The following is an 18,329-nucleotide window of genomic DNA, read 5'->3' as shown; positions in this document are numbered from 1 at the left end:
CCGCACCCGGTCCGGCAGAGAAAGGACAGAGATCTCGATGACGCTGACCGACCAGGACTTTCATCCCGACCTCGCGCGCACGGCACGGTTTCTGCCCCGGGGATTCATCGGGCCGCGCACCGCGCGCGTCATCCGCACCCTCCAGGACGGCATGTCGCGGGTGCAGCGTGGTGACACCGATGTCGACGTGCGTGCACTCCCGTCGGGCGGTAGCGCGCGGATCATCCGACCGGCCGAGGTCACCGGTGCCGCGCCGGGTCTGCTGTGGATCCACGGTGGGGGATACGTCATCGGGAAAGCGCAGCAGGACGACGCGTTGTGCCGCCGGTTCGCGGCCGCGCTCGGTGCCGTCGTGGTGTCGGTGGATTACCGGCTGGCTCCCGACAACCCGTTCCCGGCACCACTCGACGACTGCCACGAGGCGTTGTCACTGCTGCGCGAGCTCGACGGAGTGGACACCTCGCGGATCGCCATCGGTGGGGCGAGCGCCGGTGGTGGACTCGCTGCCCAACTGGCGGTGCGCATCCGCGACCGCGGCGAGCCGACCCCGATCTTGCAACTCCTCGTCTATCCCATGCTCGACGACCGGACCGGGCAGGCCGACGTCGTCGACGAGGAGAATCTGCGGATGTGGCACGCCAAGTCGAACCGCTACGGCTGGGCCAGCTACCTCGGTGGCGCCGATCCCGAGCTCGTCGCCCCCGCGCGACGTGAGGACCTCAGCGGGCTCGCACCCGCGTGGATCGGCGTCGGCAACTTCGATCTGTTCCACGACGAGGACATGCTGTACGCCGATCGACTACGCGCGGCCGGCATCCACTGCGACGTCGAGGTCATCCCCGGCGCCTTCCACGGCTTCGACATGGTCAACCCGTCCGCGCCGGTCTCCAAGGAGTTCTTCCGGATGCAGTCGGCGGCGTTGCGTGCCGCCTTCGGCACTACGCAACCGCACTGATCACCGCAACCACCACTCCCGCCACCGTCAGTACGCCCACAACGACGGCCATGGCAATCGCTCGGTTCTTGCGTCCGTGCTGAATTGCGTTGATTCCCAGTCCGATTGCCACCAGGATCACGGCGGCGTAGACGGCGATGCCGATGGTCAGCAATGCGGCGGCGCCTTCGCCGTCGGCGAGGATGGTCGTCGAAGGTCGGGTCATGTCATGAGTACATCATGCCGCGGACAGCGCGACGCCCCGCCGTGTGAGGGCGGGGCGTCGTCGACAGCTCAGGCGGGCGTGTCGGTGAGTTTCTCGGTTGGCGTGTCGTCCTCTGCCACAGTCACTTGCGGGTCACCGGGGGTGCGGCGCGCGGGACGCATCAGCAACTCGAGCACGATCAGCACCAGCACCGCGATCACGACGGTCCAGATGACCACCAGCCCCGTCGGATACGACCAGAACATCAGGATCAGCGCGGCGATCGCGACGACCGCGATCCGCAACGGGATCCGCGCCTGCCACAGCGCCCGCTCAAACGAGTTCGGCGGTCGCTGGGCACGGTGCGAGTCGACCGCACCGATGCCCCGGCTGAATGCGTGCCGAGTCGCGGTGGCCGAGCGTGAACCGCCGGCGAAGAAGGCGGCGATCGCCACGATGAGTGCCAGCACCGCCACGGCTCGTAGTGCGGTCCGCAACGGTGCGATGACCGTGTCGAAGATGGCCTTGGCGGCATCTGGGGCCAGGACGTTCGCGGGCACCTCGTTGAGATAGATCGCCCGCCCCACCAGGATTCCGATCGCCAGAATCAGCATGCTGAGCACGATCGAGACGCCGACGATCGCGGTCATCCGCAGCCGCCGGCCCCGGCCGATCAGAGCGATCGCGCCCAGCGCGGCGGCGATGGCGAGCCAGGGAAGTATGGTCGCGATCTTGTCCAGCGCGTTCACCCACCGATTGATCTTGGCCAATTCGGGGGACTGGAAGATGACGAACTCCTTGTTGACGTTCGGGATGTTGTCCGCGAAGGAGAAGCCACGTTGCTCGAGGCGGTCTTTGACCTGGGTGACGATGGGGCCGAGCTGAATGCTGATGGTGCCGTTCGGGTCGATCTCGACAGCGCCGCGTTTGGTGTCGCCGGTGACCGTGGCGACCACCCCCTCGTGCGCGGAACGGTTGGCCGCCACCCACAGATCCGCGAACTGGGGGGATTGGACGAACTCGGTCACCGCCTTGCGGATGTACGACTCGGCCTGTGCTGCGATGACCGGAGCGAGACCGACCACCCGGTTGTCCAGGCGAGGACGTTCCGCCGGTGTCAGGTCGACGATCTGCTGGAGCGCGGACTTGGTCGCCGCCTCGATGTCGACCTGTTCGTTGATCTGATCGGTGACCGAATTGACCACCTGCGCCTGAACCGCCGGATTCGACGCCAACGACGAGACCGTGTTCACGTAGTGGTCGGTGTCGAGGAGTTCGCTGCGCACGAAGCGGGTGGTCACCGACAGCAGCGCGAGCAGCGCGCACAGGAACACCAGGAAACCGGCGCCGATCCGACGCCAGACCAGTCCGGAACTCGTCTTGTGCGGCTGCGGCTCGGGTCGCGCTGCCTCCAGCTCAGCGACCTCTGCCCTCAATCGCTCGAGCTCGGCGCGCTCGTCCGCGTCGAGCGGACGGCTGCTGTCCGGTAGGTTCTCGGTCACCGGTTCTCCTCGAATGTCGTGTTGGCTGCGGGTTGCCGCCGTGGTGCGTGATCAGTGTCGCCCACGGTGGTTCATGGATAACCAGTTTTCCTCGCGACGCGCCGGAGGACACCACCCGAAGCGTATGACTCACCGCCACGGGCGAGTTCGCCGTTCGTCGATGTGGTCGAGGTGAGTGTGTTTATGGTGGATTGCTAACGATTTCGATCGGCCGAGGAGTTGTTGTCATGTCTCGCAATGCAAAGTTTCGCCGCAGTGCTCTCGCCGCGACGGGGGCGGCCGTCGGCGCAGCTGCCCTGGTTCTCGGTGCAGCTCCGGCCGACGCCGCGATCACCTCGGTGAGGGTCACCCCCACCACCCCGACCTACAGTTCGTCGGATGTCGCCATCGGAACGTCGTGTACCTACGCGGTCACCGCCACCGTCACCGGCAATGGTCCTGTCACCGTCGTCGCGGCTCGGCAGATCGGCCCGAATCAGGCGGTGACCCAGTTCCTCGTCGCCAACAAGCGCGCGACGCGCGGCACCGTCACCGCCTACTGGACGCCGAAGGTTCCCGGCACCTACTTCGTCAGCGCGTATCAGGCCCAGGCGCGGCAGTCGATGCGCCAGGCACCGCCGATCAAGAAGTTCACCGTCGGCAACGGGTTGGATGTGTTCGGGAATTGCGTCGTTTTCTGACGGATTCGGTGGTGCCCCCAGTCGGACTCGAACCGACACTTGGCGGATTTTAAGTCCGCTGCCTCTGCCAATTGGGCTATAGGGGCGTTCCCGTCGGTGTGAGCATAGCGGGATGGCCGAGGCGCCCCGGAAACGCATCGGGGCCCCAGCGCATGCGCGCGGGGCCCCGTTCCCGTGAGAGGGTCGTGGCGGGGTCAGCCCAGGCTGAACGGCTTGCCGTACATCCACACCACCTGCGTGGTGTGCTCGGTCATGATCTGCACCTTGGCGAAGGAGCGGGCCTGTGCGTATCCCGCACAGCCGTTGATCATCATCGTCGCGTTCGTGTAAGAGACGGCGCCTTCGCCGCCGCTGAACTTGATCGACTGGTCGTGTGCGCGTCCGCCGAACGGGTCCTGGTACTCGCGGTCGTTGACGAAGAAGGTCGCTGCCTGGCCGGGGCCGATCGTGACGCTGCCGCCGGTCTGGGCGGTCGCCGTCACGGTGCCCTCGGTCATGTTGGGCGTGGCGTTGCCCTGCGAGGTGCTCTTGCCGCCGAGCGTGAGCTGACATCCGACGATGTAGCCCGACCCGATGCCGAAGCGGGCCTTCTTGTCCGAACTGGTGACGTCGTACCGGCCGGACACCCAGGCATTACGGTGCAGCGGCGTGCCACCGAGCGACGGATTGATGCGTGCGGACTCGCGGCTGCGGGTGATCGTCAGCGTTGTGCCGTCGGCAAGCTTCTTGCTGACGGTCTGCCCGGGCAGACGGACCTGGGTATCGGCTTGCGCCACACCGTGTCCGACGATCGGGGCGATGGTAGCCACGCCGGCGACGACGATCGCGAGCCGTCGGGCGCGGCGGGAGAAGTTCTGGGGGACAGATGTTTTCATGAGGACCTCGATCATCCGATGGAGAACGGCTTGCCGTACAGATTCACCTTCTGGTGCAACTTGCCCGTCGTCTCGACGGTGCTGAAGGCGCGCGCCTGGGCGTAGCCACCGCAGTTCTGAATCGTCAGCTGGGCACGGTCATAGCCGATGGTGTAGGTCCCCGGCTTCTCGATGTCCTTGCGTGAGACCTGAACGAACACCACCTGGCCCGCGGCGACAGGCACCGTCAGATTGGCGGTGGCCGACGGCGACGCCGAGATGGTCCCGGAGAGGCCGCCTTCGAGGCCCTTCAGATTCACCTGGCAGCCAACGATGTAACCCGTGGACAGGGTTGCGGCAGCGCCGTTGGTCATGACGCCGTTGGTGCCGGGCATGTCCTCTTCGCCCGCGGGGCCGAGGCTCGGACCGGCCTTGCTCGGCTTGAGCTTGGGCGCCTTCAGTGTGACCTTGCCGCTCACCCACGCGGTTCGCGAGGTGGGGATCGATGCCATTGACGGCGAGATCTGTGCGGACTCACCCGACCGGGTCAGCACCACACCGTCACCATGGGTGGTGCCACCCGGCAGTCGGACAAAGGTATCCGCGCCGGCGGATCCGCTGCCCGCGAGCAGCGCCACGGTTGCGGCGCCGACCGTGACCGCACCCCATCCGGTAGCGCGAAAAGCGCTGTATCTGTTGATCATTCACTTCCTCCTGTAGGGGCGGACGATGCGGCGGCGAGGGCCCCGACCAAATCCGGGCGCGAATTGCGGAAAGTCGCTCCGGAGAGCCGCGCTGTGAGCATCAGTACCGTATATGGAAGATTGATGAAAGTCTAATGTGATCGTTATCATTCGCTGCGAAGGCCGAAATGGGGCACTTGGGGGTTGCGGCCGGTTCGTGAGGTTAGGTAAAGATAGCCTTATAACGAAATGCCGGATGGGGGATGTGCCGGCACCTGGCAACGAAACCGCGACGTCATCTCGACCGACGCGGACACGATTGGGGAGGATGCGATGCCCGTGGCGCTGACACACTCGCTACTGAGTGACGCGCAGGACAGTTATGGCGTTCTACCTGCGGTGACCGTTGACGGAGACGAGATCGATTTCGAACGATTCACCGAGTGTGTGGAATGGCTGGCCGCGGATCTGCGGTCGTTGGGCGTCGACACCGGGGCACGGGTGGGGCTTGGCGTGCAAGGCGGTTGGGCGCTGGTGCTGGCCTGGCATGCGCTGGTGGCCGTCGACGCGATCGTCATTCCACTCGATCTCTGCGATGTCGAGGCGCTGCGGGAGTCGGGCTCCCTCGATGTCGATTTCGTGCTCACCCATGAGGCTCTCGATGACGCTCTCGAAGACGTCATCACCGTCTTGGCCGACCCTATTGCGGCAACACCCGTGTACCGCGTCGCCGACGAGTTCGCGCTGGTCGAGATCAACCCGCTGAGCAACGTACGGGTGGGCGGCGGCGGTCTGGTCGCCGATCCGCGCACGGGTTGTGTGGAACGCACACCACGACTGCTGGCCGAGGCAGATCGGGTGGGTGGTCGCCTCGACCTGTGGCCGGGGGCGCGGGTTCACCTTCAGGGTGCGCTGAACACCCGCCCGGCGCTGTTACTGATCATCGCGTGTGCGGCCCGCGGCGCATGTGCGTGCCTGGAGGCGACGTCGGCCTCGTGATCGTCACCGCGAAAAGCCTTGTCGATCAGAGTAAGACGTCGCTCACTCTGGTGGCGAGGTCGATCTCCTTGCGGTGGCGCAACGCCGCGACGACCGCGGCGGGATCGGCGTCGTCGGGCAACCAGAGGGACTCCCGAAGCGCCGCCAGCAGCGCCGAATGGGACAGCCGGTTGCGCGGTGGCCGACCGATCAGGGTGAGGATGCCGGCGACGGACGGTGCCTGGTCGTCGATCTCGACACGACGCACATCGAACGACTCCGGGGTGAAGTCGAGAAAGATCGGATCCCCTTCGGTGAGGCCGAGTTCGGTGGCAAACCGCTTGATCGTGCCGGACCTCGCCTGCACCGAGACCCACATGAACGATTGCGGTCCGAGGGGGGTGGCCAGCTCGACGGGATGGCCGGGAGCGATCCCGACGATGCCCGCAAGCGCCGACGGCAGGTTGAAAGCCGACCCGCGCAGATGGGCGGCGGTCACGGTGGTTGCCCAGTGCGTCGTCGATCCCTCGCGATACAGGCCGCGAGTGCGTGTGGGCGACTTGCGTGGTGTCCGCGGACGATCGCGGCGCATCACCATGTCGTCGCGAATGACGAAGTCACCCGAGCCGGCGTAGGCCCGGACGCTCGCCTCGCTGACGTCGAAGGTACCGGTGATGGTCTCGATCACGGTGGCCAAGGGGACCGGACCCGCTGCGGCACCCAGGATCTCGTCGATCTGACGGTGCACCGGCACGTACTGCCGTCCACCCCATCGTCGGAGCCCGTAGTTCTGCCGATCGGTCTTGACGATGCGCTCGTCGGTCACCAGGGCGTTGCGCACCGACGATGGTGCGCGCCCGAAGTCGCCGAGCGCACCGACGATCTCGGCGAAGGTCTGTGGGCTGCCGGCGATCGACAACACCGCTGCGACGAGATCGCCCGTCGATGCCGTCGAGGCGATGACGTGCTCGCTGAGAAAGGAGTAACCGCTGCGGCGCAGCCAGTTTCGTGTGGCGTCCGACGGCAGATCCAGGCCGGCGGCGATCGGCGCGAGTGGCGCGACCTCCTCGGGTGTGGCCACCGATTCGACGATGCCTCGCGTGATCGCGATCGCGTCCGACGACTTGCCGTGGATGATCCAGTCGTCGACGGCGGTCAGCGTGGGTTCACCCGCGACCAACAGTCGCCAGGCGGGTACGCCGAGCGTGTCGATGACCCGGCCCAGGTGGGGAAATTCGGTGATCAGCGTATCCGCGTCGAGGACCGGATTCGCGCGGCGACGCAACTGCTCGGCGATCCCCCGCATGTCGGGTGTGGCGTCCACGATCTCGGCCAGGCGCCGTCGGAGATTCCGGTCGATCTGGGTCACCCGTTCGCGGGACGTCCCGAGCATCGACGCCAGTTCCGATTGGGTGCGGGGACGCGCGGCGAGAATGCGGTCGGTCAGGATCAGGTGTTCGCGTTCCGAGAGCGACGCGGCCAGGTCGTCGAAGACGCCGGCATCCGCATGGTCGTCGGTGGGTGGCTCGTTCGACGGGGAATCCGACTGGATGACACCACTTCTGGCGACCAGTCGGGCGACGAGGTTGATCACGGTGATCGGTCCGATGCCGGGGAACCCCAGCAGGTCGATCACCGACAGTGCCAGCAGGTCCGCGACCGTCGTCACGCCGTTGGATCGCAGGGTGCCGAGCGCTGGTCGGGGGAGGGGCAGCGGTTCGTCGCCCGGTCCCACATGCGGGAAATCGTCGGCGAGGCGACGGGCGCACCGGTCGGCCACGTACCGCTCGGCGATCCGGTGGCAGAAGCGCTGCAAATTGACATCGGTCAGGGTTTCGGCAGGCGTACTGCGTATCCAGGCATTCACGACGATCTCGTCGTCGGCCAACAGTGGCGGCCCGTGCTGATACTCGGCCAGCCAGGGCAATTGGTTGATCCACGGTCTGGCGGAGAGTTCCGCGCCGCTGAGCCGTTCGGCGATCTCCCGTTCGTCGGGCACCACGGCCTCGGTGGCCGCGATGGCCTCGGAGGACGACCGTGACATCTGTGGCTTCCCTGACTGTCGATGTGTGGATCGATCCGGCAGCCGCCTGTGCTGTCGGACCCGAAAGCCAGAATAGCCTATCGCCGCCCCGGCGAGTCTGTGTGACGTGAAGGGTTGCGTCAGGGAGGAATCGAAGCTACCAATAGTGGTCTAGTTGATATAGGCTTTTTTATCGTCGGTTCTCGCCGACGCCGAGGGAATGAGGAGGATTCGCATGCAGCGCACCGTTGTCAACGGCAAGATCCATCGCGCCACGGTCACCCAGGCCGACCTGCACTACGTCGGATCCATCACGATCGACGCCACGCTGATGCGCGCAGCCGACCTCATCGAGGGGGAGCAGGTCCAGGTGGTGGACGTGACCAACGGTGCTCGACTCGAGACCTACGTGATCACCGGACCGGCGGACAGTGGCGTGATCTGCATCAACGGTGCCGCAGCGCATCTCGTCGAACCCGACGACCTGGTCATCATCATGTCCTTCCTGCACCTCGACGAAGCCGAGTTGATCGTTCATGAACCCAAGGTGGTACACGTCGACAGCGACAACCGGATCGTGGCGCTCGGCAACGATCCGGCGCAGCCGGTCCCGGGCTCGACCGACCAGCTCTCCAGTCGCTGAGGTCGCCGATGTCATCGGAGACGCTGCCCGTCGATCGGCTCCTGCCCGCCGGCGACGCCCAGTCCGCGTTGTGGTTCGCCCAGCAATTGCTGGGCGATTCAACGCCGTTCGTGGTCGCGCAGGCCTGGGAGTTGCCGGGGGTCACGGAGCTCGACCATCTGCGACGGGCACTGTCGATGACGCTCGGCGAGGCCGATGCTCTCGGGGCGACCTTCGGTATCGAGGATGACGGCGACCTGTATGTACGGATGGCCGCGGAACGCTTTGAGCCGCAGGTCGACGTCGTCACGCTCGAGGATCGTGCCGCGGCTACCGCGTGGATGGCCGCGCAGAGTCGGCGACCGATCGATGTCGCACACGGGCCATGCTGTGCGGCTACGATCATCGACGTCGGCCGGCGGCTGTGGTTCGTCTACCTCCGCGCCCACCACATCGTTGCAGACGCCTACGCGCTGACCCTGATCGGGCGCCGCACCGCCGAAATCTATTCGGCGGCAATGACTGGCCAGGACGTACCGCCGCGGTGGTTCGGCACGATCGATACGGTGCTCGCCGAAGAGGCCGACTACCGTGACTCCGATCGACGTCGCGCCGACACGGCCTTCTGGCACGAGCAGGGCCTCGCCCCGCACGACTGTCTGTCCCTCACCAGCCACCCGGCCGCCCAGTCGCCGGTCGCAGCAGCCGTCCGATCCCATTCGGTGACAATCGGTTCCGAGGTGGCCGAGGCGCTGGCCTGGTGTGCCGCAGAGCAATCCGTGACCTCCGGCGACGCACTCGTCGCGGTACTCGCCGCGGGGATCGCGTCACTGGGCGCGACTGTCGAGGATCGGCCGCTGACCGTGGGTTTTCCGGTGATGAATCGATTCGGGTCGGCCGCGATCACGGTGCCGATGACGCGGGTCAACGTGGTGCCCCTGACGTTGCGCGTCGGCGCCGGTACGACACCTCGGCAGGCGCTCGCCGAGACCACACGGGCAGTCGCCGATCTTCGCGATCACACGCGCATGCCCGGCGCCGACGTCGCCCGGATCGACGGTGCGCAGCGGCCGGGAATCTGGCTCAACCTCAAACCATTTGCCGACGAACTGGGCTTCGCCGACACTACGGCCACCGTGCACTCGCTCGCCCGCGGCCCCGTCGCCGAACTCACCATCACCGCGCGGCGCGTCGTCGCGTCGGGTGCGCTCGAAATCCAACTCGACGCCGACGCCGAGCGGTACGACGATGCGCGGCTCGCGGAGGTCGCCGAGCACCTGTCCGACGTGGCCACCCGGATGGGCCGGCCGGGGAACGCGGACCGGCCACTCGCGCAGATTTGCGGGGTGCCGTCGTCGGACCCGGATGCGGTGGGGGAACGACGGGAGATCGGTGGCCCCGGCGTCGCCGACGTCGTCCTTGCCGCTCCTGTGCGGGCATCGGTGCAGTCGACGACCCGGCACCTGACACCTGACGACCTGCAGGCCGATGTCCATCGACTGGCCCGGCTCCTCATCGGCCGCGGTATCGGTCCCGAGGATCACGTCGCGGTGCTCGTACCCCGCACCACCGATCTCGTCGTCGCCGTCCTCGGTGTCCTGGCCGCGGGTGGTGTGTGCGTCCCCATCGATCCGGCACAGCCACGTCAGCGAATCGCTGCGCTCCTCGAAGTCGCCTCTCCTCGAATGATTCTCACCGATCTGGCCACGGCCGCAAGCATCGCACCGGCCGGCCCGGGTCCGATCGTCGCGATGGACGACCCGCACACCCTCGAGGGACGTGCCGCCCAGAGCCCCGACGCCGTCACCGACCGGGAGCGACACGCCGGCGTCCGTGCCGAGCACGCCGCCGTCGCCATCTTCACCTCCGGCTCCACCGGTCACCCGAAACTGGTCGCCCTCAGCCAGGCCGCCCTCGTCAACCGACTGACGTGGGCGCGAGCCGCGACCTCATCGTCGACCGGCCCTGACATACGACTTGCCAAGTCCGCCATCGGATTCATCGACGGCATCACCGAACTACTCGACGCGGTGGTGGCCGGCGCGCAGATCGTCATCGCCGATGAGACAACCGCGACCGACCCCACGAGGCTGCGGGCACTGGCGTCGACCACGGGGACGACCAGACTGACGGCAGTACCCTCGGTCGCCGCGGAGATGCTCGACGACCCCGCTGCGACGGCAGCGCTCGACGGACTCCGACGATGGACACTCAGCGGCGAGGCACTCCCGGATCGGCTTCTCGATCGTCTACGCCGGACGGCACCCGAATCGATCATCAACTCGTACGGATCGACCGAGGTCACCGGTGATGCCACAACCGCCGAACTCGCCGACTCCGATCTCCCGGTGACCATCGGCACTCCGGTGGCCAATACCGCTGTCCACGTGCTCGATTCGTGGCTACGTCCGGTACCGGACGGCACCACGGGCGAACTGTACATCTCCGGCGTCCAGGTGGCCCGCGGCTATATCGGCCACTCCGGGGCCACTGCGGACACCGCCGCCCGATTCGTCGCGGATCCGTGGTCGGGCACACCGGGTGGCCGGCTCTACCGGACCGGCGACCGTGTGCGCCGGGAGAACGGGCAATTGATCCATCTCGGGCGAGTCGATCATCAGATCTCGATGCGTGGTCTGCGCATCGATCCCGGAGAGATCGAAGCCGCCCTCCTCGCGAGCCCGAGGGTCGGCGGTGCCGCCGTCGCCGTGCGGGAACTCGTGACGGGACAGCCCGTGCTCGTCGGCTACGTGACCCCGGCATCGGCGGCGTCGTCGCCGGACGACGCCGCGATCCGCGCTCACTTATCGGAGCAATTGCCTCGACACCTGGTGCCGGCCACGCTGGTCACGCTCGACCAATTCCCGCTGTCGCACAACGGGAAACTGGATCGAGCCGCGCTGCCGACCCCGGCGACGACGGGCTCCGGCTCGGTCCCGGCCACCGAACGGGAACGCCTGGTGTGTGCCGAGTTCGCCGACCTGCTCGGTGTCGGGAACGTCGGTGCCGACGACAGCTTCTTTGCCCTGGGCGGGCACTCACTCACCGCCAACCGACTCGTCGCACGCCTGGCCGCGCACGGTCTGACGGCCACCATCACGCAGGTCTTCGACCACCCGGACCCGCGTTCCCTCGCCGCAGTGCTCGATGCCTGCCCGAGCACCGCACCCACCGCGAACGCGTCCGAAGCGACACAGGACACCGATGTCGCGCCGGCATCCTTTGGGCAACAGTCATTGTGGCTGACCGAGCAACTGAACGTCGAACGTTCGGCCTATCGGGTCGGTGCCCTGTTCGAGGTCGTCGGCGAGATCGACGTGCCGACCCTGCGGGCCGCGATGGCAGACGTCCTCGAGCGCCATCCCACCCTGCGCACCGTCTACCACTGGGATGGTGCAGACGTCCACCAGCGGATTCTCGCTGCCGACGCGGCCGCCGCGCATGATCTCGTGTCGGCGCGGACCATCGATGACGCACAGATGGGCTCGGCCGCCGAAGAATTCCTGTCCCGGCCCATCAGCCTCGAGCGGGACCTCCCGCTCCGGATGCTGCTACTCCGCACGCCGTCGTCCCAGCGTCTGCTGATCTCCGGGCATCACATCGCCACCGACGAGGGTTCGATTCCGCAGATCCTCTCGGGCTTGGCAGATGCCTACCGGGCGCGGGCGGCCGGTCGGACGCCGCAGTGGACATCGTTGCCGACCACCTACGCGGAGTTCGCCCTCCGACAACGAGAACGATTGGGCAGCAGTGTCGATCCGCGGCCGCAGCTCACCGCCGATCTCGATTTCTGGGCGCCGGCGCTGGCCCCACTACCGGCGGAATTGCCACTGCCGCACACGGTGGCGCCTCAGCCCGGACAGACCTACACCGTCGACAGCCGCCGGATCCGTCTCCCTGCCGCGATCGCCGGACAACTCCGATCCTGGGGTGCCGAGCACCGAGCCAGCGCACTGATGGTGTCCGAGGTGCTGATCGCCGTCGCACTGAATGTCCATGGTGCAGGGGACCATATTCCGCTCGGTAGTCCGGTGACCCTGCGGGACAACGAGAATCTGGCCGGTGTCGTCGGATACTTCGTCAATACAGTGGTGTTCGCGGTGGACCTCTCCGGCGACGTCGACGTCGCAGCAGTGCTCGACCGCGTGCGAGACAACAATCTTGCCGCGATCACGCATCGCGATGCACCGTTCCAACTCGTCGTCGACACGGTCCGAGAGACACACGTCAACCCCACAGGTGCACGGTCGCCCCTGTTCCAGGTGATGATCGCCTACCGCGACGGCTCGGCGCCCACCGACTACGATCTCGGGTCCGGCGTCCTGCAACGGGTGGACCGCGCCGACACCCGACGACAACTCGGCATGTCCGTGGATGCCGAGACCGCCAAGTTCGAACTGGTCTTCGGCATCGAGGAGACCTCGGACGGCGAGTGGATCATCGGGGTCGACTATGCGCGCGAATTGTTCGACGCCGCAACCATTGACGCCATCATATCGACCCTCGCGACCATCGCCCCGGCCGTGTCCGCCACCCCGACGCTCACGATCGCCGAACTCGGGTCGTTCGCCTCGCCCACCTCGCCGCCCGCGCCGATCGACACCGTCCGCAAAGCGGATCAAGAAGCCGGCGCGGAACTGTCCGGACACTCCGGAACCTTCGACCTCCCCATCAGCACGCCGATCCCGCTGTCGGCAATGCGCCGCGCCTATTTCGGCTGCGGGCCGGTGATCGCCGCCGGACTCATCGACACCGAACCCGACGATCCGCTCACCCCCGCGCCCGCCCGTCGGATGCTCGCGCTGGCGGACGGATTCGTCGCCACCGATGATCCGGCGACGGTATCGCACCGTCTCGGTATCGGGGTGGGCTACCGGATCGACGCCGGCGAACAGGTCACCGCGGCACGGCTTTCCATGCCCTACGGGGATCCCATCCTGATGGACACGATCGCGCACCTGCTCATCTCCATCGCCGAAGACCTGGCCGCACAACCCGATCCGACGAGCCGGCCACCCGCACTACCCGTTGCCGATACCGACCAGCCGATCGGCGCCGACCCCGCAGGCGACGACCTTCTCGACGACGACTTCTGGGTGGAGTTTGCCGAGACCGTGGCCGACGCGGAACCGGTACGCCTTGCGGTCGGTGATGATTCGACATCCCCGACCCGTCAACGGGCCGACATGTCGGTGCCGGTCGGCGGCTGCGACAGCGTCGCCGTGATCATCACCGCACTCGCCACGTCGGTCGCCGCGTCGACCGACCTCGACGACGTCGACACGATCATGCTTGACCTCGAGACATGTGCCCGACACGCCGACATCGCCGCGACCCCGGGACGTGTGGTCCGCCGCCATCCGATGGCGATCCCGGCCGACCTCCCGTTCACCGACCCCGGCTCCTGCTATCGCAGCGTCGTCGGCCTGCATGTCGACGACGAGCACGCCGACACCTACCAGGCACTCCGGCACGACGTGGTGCACACCCGCGAGATGTTCACCGACGTTCCCGACGCCGACATCTTGCTACGCGTCTTCGACACCGACACCGACATCGTCTCCGCCCCCGACCAACTCGGCGAGTACCGAGCCGTGATCACCGTGCACCTCGGCCGCAGTCGCGACGACGTGCGGCAGGTGATGATGACCGCGGTCTCCCGGGCAGGCGTCCGAGCGCTCGACCTGTCGGCGATGACCGAGGTGATCGCCGCGTTGGGCGTCGGACCCGACGACGGACTGCGAGGACTCGTGGACGGTGCGGTCGAGGCGACTCGCCACTCGGCCACCACCACCGCCATGGTGACCGCCACCCCAGCCGAAACCCGCATCGTGGCCGATCGTTTCGGTCGCATCGACGACCTGCTGCCGGTGACACCGCTACAGGAGGGGCTGCTGTTCCACCTCCGGCGAGCCACCGAAGACGGCGTCGCAGACCTGTACGCATCACAGGCGCGAATGACGCTGCGAGGTCGGCTCGATCCGGAACGTCTGCGATCGGCCATCGGCACACTCCTCCATCGGCACCCCAACCTGCGAGCCGGGTTCCTGACCCACACCGACCGCAGCCTGCAGGTGATCCCGGCATCGTCGGAGGTTCCGGTGCGCACCGCCATCGCAGCCGACACCGCCGCGGTCGACGAGATGCTCGCCGTCGAGCGCGCCCGGCCATTTCACCCCGAGGTTCCGCCGCTGATCCGATTCCTGCTCGTCGACCTGCCGGGCGACACCTCGATCCTCGGTATCACCTTCGAGCACATACTGATCGACGGTTGGTCCTACCAGCTGGTCCTCGGCGAACTCCTCGACCTCTACGACGACCCGTCCGGCGGGACACTCGCAGCGCCGGTGCCGTACCGCGACTACGCCGAGTGGCTCATCGAGCAAGATCTGTCGGCTGCCGAAACCGCGTGGGCGCGTTACCTGTCCGGGGTGACCGAACCGTCGCTACTGTGCCCGGCGGCAGTCGACCGCGCCGCCGACCCGTCGGCCGCGCGCGACCACCACCGCGATCTGTCAACGGAACTCACCGATCGGGTGCGGGAGTTGGCGCGCCGTACCGGCACCACGGTCGCCACCGTGCTTCAGGCGGCGTGGGGAATCACCCTGGCGCGGATGACCGGATCCTCCGACGTCGTCTTCGGTACCACGGTGTCGGGTCGACCACCGGAGTTGCCGGGGGTGGAACGGATCGTCGGACTGCTGTTCAATACCGTGCCGGTGCGGGTGCAGCTGAACCCGTGGGAGTCGGTGTCGGAACTGCTTGGCCGACAACACCGCCGCCAGGCCGAGGTCATCGACGCCCCCTACCTGAACCTCGTCGACATCACCGGCAGTACCGGCCTGCCGCAGTTGTTCGACTCCCTGTTCATCACGCAGAACCATCCGGCCTCGGACACCCGGCGGCGTTACGGTCCCGACGGTGCCGTCACCGTCACCGATACGACCCTCGACGATTCGACGCACTATCCGGTGTCCTTCGCCGCCCATCCCGGCCCGCGTATTCATCTGCGCTGTGCGTATCGAGGAGATCTGTTCGAGGACGGGCAGATCGAGAGGCTGACCGACCGCTACGTGGCGGTACTGGACATGATGACCGCCGACGACGCCCGATCGGTGGGTGGTATCGACGTCATCACGGGCGATGAAGCAGCACTGGTGCTGGACACCTGGAACGACACCGGTCGGGAAGTCCCCGACGACACTGTCGCCGACCTCTTTCGAGCACAGGCACTTCGGACACCCCAGGCCACTGCGGTCGTGGCCGGTGACCGCCGCCTCGACTTCGCCGAGTTGCACGCCGAGATCAACCGCATGGCACGTAGCCTTCTGTGGCGAGGCGTGCGGGTCGAACACCGCGTCGCGTTGTTGCTGCCACGCGACGAACGCATGGTGATCGCCATGTTCGCGGTCTTCGCCTGCGGCGCAGCCTATGTGCCGATCGACCCCGATCACCCCGGCGACCGGATCGCCTACATGCTGGAGGTGGCACGGCCGACGGCGATCGTGACCACCACCGCGCTCGTCTCCGAAATCCCAGACCTCGACATCCCGGTGCTGGATCTCGACACCGACGACATGCGGGATGAACTGGCCGCCAACGAGACCACCGCACTCGGCCCCGACGACACCGGCGTGGTGCGACCGGACAACCTGGCCTACGTCATCTTCACCTCCGGGTCCACCGGACGCCCGAAAGGCGTTGCGGTGGGCTATCGCGGACTGACCAACATGTACGTCAATCACCAGGAGAAGATCTTCGACCGGGTCGTCGCCCACCAGCACGGACGACGCCTGGCCATCGCGCACACCACATCCTTCTCCTTCGACGCGTCCTGGGAACAACTCTTCTGGTTGCTGACCGGTCACCGCGTACACATCATCGACGAACACCTCCGCAAGGATCCGCCTGCGCTGCTCGCCGAGTACGACCGGACCTCCGTCGACGGCTTCGACGCCACACCCTCCTACATCGATGTCCTCGTGGAGGATGGACTGCTCGATCGGGATCGCCCGGCCGGCCGGTCCACCGCCGCCGACGGGCAAGGTGTGGTGTTCGTGTCCCTGGGCGGTGAGGTCGTCCCGGATGCATTGTGGCGCAGACTCCGTGAGGCGCCCGGTGTCGAGTCCTACAACCTGTACGGGCCGACCGAGTACACCATCAACGCGCTCGGCGCCGACCTTGCCGACAGTCCGCACCCGTCGCTCGGTCAGCCGATTGCCAATACCCGTGCTTACGTGCTGGACGCTGGGCTGTGTCCGGTGCCGCCCGGGGTGGTGGGGGAGCTGTACCTGGCGGGTGCCGGGATGGCACGCGGCTACCTCGGTCAGCCCGGCAAGACCGCCGAACGGTTTGTGGCCTGTCCGTGGGGCGCAGCCGGTGAACAGATGTATCGGACCGGCGATCTCGTGCGGTGGAGCCCCGAGGGGACACTCGACTACCTCGGGCGCGGTGACGACCAGGTGAAGATCCGTGGCTATCGCATCGAACCAGGGGAGATCGCCGACGCGCTCGCCACCCATGCGTCGGTCTCCCGCGCGGTGGTCGTCGCCCGCAGTGGGGCCACCGGACAGCGCTACCTGCATGCCTTCGTGGTGCCGACATGCCCGGGTGCTGCTGACCCCACAGCGCTGCGCGATCATCTGCGTGGCACGTTGCCCGACTACATGATTCCCGCGGCGATCGATGAGATTGCGGCGGTGCCGCTGACCGTCAACGGAAAGGTGGACGTACGCGCGTTGCCGCACCGCGACGTCGCGGTCCAGACCCACGAACCGCCGGCCACCGATACCGAGCAGCAGGTGTGCGCGATGGTCGCCGACCTCGTCGGCGTCGACACGGTCTCGGTGGCGGCGTCGGTGCGCGATGCCGGCGGCAATTCGCTGGTGGTGATGCGTCTGGTATCCCGGCTCGCCGATCTCTCCGGTGGGGGAGCGGTGACGGTCCGTGACCTGTTGTCCGGCGCGACCATTCGCGACATCGCCGCCCGGATTGACACCGTGGGCCACACCACCGACGGGAGCAGGCACCCGATGCTGGTCGAGTTCGCCGAATCGCGTGACGGCCGCACCCTGGTCTGCCTGCCCGAGGGCTTCGGTCTGCTCATCCCGTACGCGGCCCTGCGCCCGCACCTCCCGGACGGCTGGGGTCTGATCGGGCTACGCGATCCGGCGCAGGTCGACGGCGCGGACCCCTACACCGACATCGAGGGACTCGTCGCGCAGCATGCGGACCTCCTCGCAGCGTGCGGCCGGCTCGGCGACGCCGTCGATCTCCTCGGCTGGTCCTATGGTGGACACCTGGCGTGCGCGCTCGCGCGGGAACTGCTCGACCGCGGTCACCGAGTCGCCTCGCTCACCGTCGTCGACGCCTATCCGTATGTGCCGCATCCCAACGGGCCGATGACCTACGACGCCGCCGTCGCAGCGACCGAGACCGGTCTCCGGGCGGCCACCGGAGCCGGTCCCGACGCCGACCACGCCGAACTGGTGCGGCAGATGCTCGGCGACGCCACCATCGGCGGTGACGACGCCGAGTTGTCCGACATGTTCGACGCCTACGCGCGGTGTGAACAGATGCTCTCGCCGGGGACCGACGTGACCCTCGACGACGTTCCGGTCACCCTCATCGGGTCGACAACCGCACGACCCGACCATCTACCGCGGATCGCGGAGGCATGGCGACCACACCTCGGCGACATCCAGGTCGTCGAGCACCACGCCATCGGCCACGCCCAGCTCCTCGACCCCGCGTCGGTCCGACAATGGGTCCATGCCGCCCAACAACTCTGGCGCACCTGAACCCCCGCCGCCTGACTGCACCCCACACCGAGAAGAAAGTGACATCAA

10 protein-coding genes and 1 tRNA gene are annotated in these 18,329 nt (G+C 67.2%); 5 read left to right on the top strand and 6 right to left on the bottom strand.

From position 1 onward, the window contains the following. The first annotated feature begins 43 nt into the window (after window positions 1–43). Window positions 44–955 carry an alpha/beta hydrolase gene (locus tag AAFP30_RS20680; protein WP_419231930.1) on the top strand — a complete coding sequence of 304 codons (912 nt, stop codon included), beginning with the start codon at window positions 44–46 and terminating at the stop codon, window positions 953–955. On the opposite strand, the gene AAFP30_RS20675 is transcribed toward AAFP30_RS20680, so the two are convergent. Further along, window positions 939–1,160 (bottom strand): hypothetical protein, encoded by a 222-nt coding sequence (locus AAFP30_RS20675; RefSeq protein ID WP_419231886.1) that lies wholly within the window; start codon window positions 1,158–1,160, stop codon window positions 939–941. The two genes, AAFP30_RS20680 and AAFP30_RS20675, sit on opposite strands and share 17 nt — an antisense overlap. A 68-nt stretch (window positions 1,161–1,228) precedes the next feature. Beyond that, window positions 1,229–2,641 carry a hypothetical protein gene (locus AAFP30_RS20670; RefSeq protein WP_419231885.1) on the bottom strand — a complete coding sequence of 471 codons (1,413 nt, stop codon included), beginning with the start codon at window positions 2,639–2,641 and terminating at the stop codon, window positions 1,229–1,231. 227 nt (window positions 2,642–2,868) lie between these two features. Between AAFP30_RS20670 and AAFP30_RS20665 the strand changes: the two genes are divergently transcribed. Further along, on the top strand, window positions 2,869–3,321 hold the full coding sequence (locus AAFP30_RS20665) for a hypothetical protein (protein ID WP_419231884.1): 453 nt from the start codon (window positions 2,869–2,871) through the stop codon (window positions 3,319–3,321). 9 nt (window positions 3,322–3,330) lie between these two features. Here the strand turns inward: AAFP30_RS20665 and AAFP30_RS20660 are convergent. The 3 genes from AAFP30_RS20660 to AAFP30_RS20650 form a co-directional block, all read right to left on the bottom strand. Beyond that, a tRNA-Leu gene (locus AAFP30_RS20660) sits at window positions 3,331–3,407 on the bottom strand. Between the two features lie 108 nt (window positions 3,408–3,515). Continuing rightward, entirely contained in the window at window positions 3,516–4,196 is a 681-nt protein-coding gene (locus AAFP30_RS20655; RefSeq protein ID WP_419231883.1) for an MspA family porin, read from the bottom strand. Between the two features lie 11 nt (window positions 4,197–4,207). Then, window positions 4,208–4,879 (bottom strand): MspA family porin, encoded by a 672-nt coding sequence (locus tag AAFP30_RS20650; RefSeq protein ID WP_419231882.1) that lies wholly within the window; start codon window positions 4,877–4,879, stop codon window positions 4,208–4,210. A gap of 228 nt (window positions 4,880–5,107) precedes the next feature. Here AAFP30_RS20650 and AAFP30_RS20645 point away from each other — a divergent pair, with 228 nt between their 5' ends. Further along, window positions 5,108–5,857, top strand: a complete 750-nt coding sequence (locus tag AAFP30_RS20645) for a hypothetical protein (RefSeq protein ID WP_419231881.1) — start codon at window positions 5,108–5,110, stop codon at window positions 5,855–5,857. Window positions 5,858–5,882: 25 nt separating this feature from the next. Here the strand turns inward: AAFP30_RS20645 and AAFP30_RS20640 are convergent, their stop codons facing one another. Beyond that, entirely contained in the window at window positions 5,883–7,880 is a 1,998-nt protein-coding gene (locus AAFP30_RS20640; RefSeq protein ID WP_419231880.1) for a sigma factor-like helix-turn-helix DNA-binding protein, read from the bottom strand. A gap of 214 nt (window positions 7,881–8,094) precedes the next feature. On the opposite strand from AAFP30_RS20640, the gene panD reads away from it, so the two are divergent. Beyond that, window positions 8,095–8,502, top strand: a complete 408-nt coding sequence (gene panD, locus AAFP30_RS20635) for an aspartate 1-decarboxylase (protein WP_419231879.1) — start codon at window positions 8,095–8,097, stop codon at window positions 8,500–8,502. 8 nt (window positions 8,503–8,510) lie between these two features. Further along, a complete protein-coding gene (locus AAFP30_RS20630) occupies window positions 8,511–18,281 on the top strand; it encodes an amino acid adenylation domain-containing protein (protein ID WP_419231878.1) in 9,771 nt (3,256 codons plus the stop codon). Window positions 18,282–18,329: the final 48 nt, after the last annotated feature.

Source organism: Gordonia sp. CPCC 205515 (assembly GCF_048537925.1).
Lineage (GTDB): Bacteria > Actinomycetota > Actinomycetes > Mycobacteriales > Mycobacteriaceae > Gordonia.
Note: the sequence above shows the minus strand (reverse complement) of the source record. Positions and strands in the feature narration are given on the sequence as shown.